Source organism: Motilimonas sp. 1_MG-2023, from assembly GCF_030547455.1.
In the GTDB taxonomy this organism is placed as follows: Bacteria; Pseudomonadota; Gammaproteobacteria; order Enterobacterales; family CBDFNC01; genus Motilimonas.
The window spans coordinates 1-238 of record NZ_JAUOPX010000273.1 but is presented as its reverse complement, the minus strand read 5'-3'; the positions used below and the strand labels follow the sequence as shown (position 1 = coordinate 238).

At 43.7% G+C, this 238-nt stretch carries 1 pseudogene; it reads right to left on the bottom strand.

From position 1 onward, the window contains the following. Positions 1–3: 3 nt before the first annotated feature. Positions 4–238: pseudogene (locus Q4519_RS22080) on the bottom strand (hypothetical protein); the annotation flags it as partial.

The window sequence follows — 238 nt, the reverse complement described above, 5'->3', positions numbered from 1 at the left end:
ATCTTAATCTGAGGAGCGATCGGCGCCAATCGATTTAGCCACTTTCAAAACGTATTCAGCTGTTACATATACAAGCAAATAGAATGCAACTGTGATGTCGGCGCGCATATTATCCAAACAAAGTAGGCCGTCTTTACCGCGACGGTCAATTTCTAAGGTAATTAATGAGTTGCGCATTTTTTCCATTTGGTGGATAACGGGAATGACTAAGTCTCCAGTGAAGCGAACCTGTGGCACG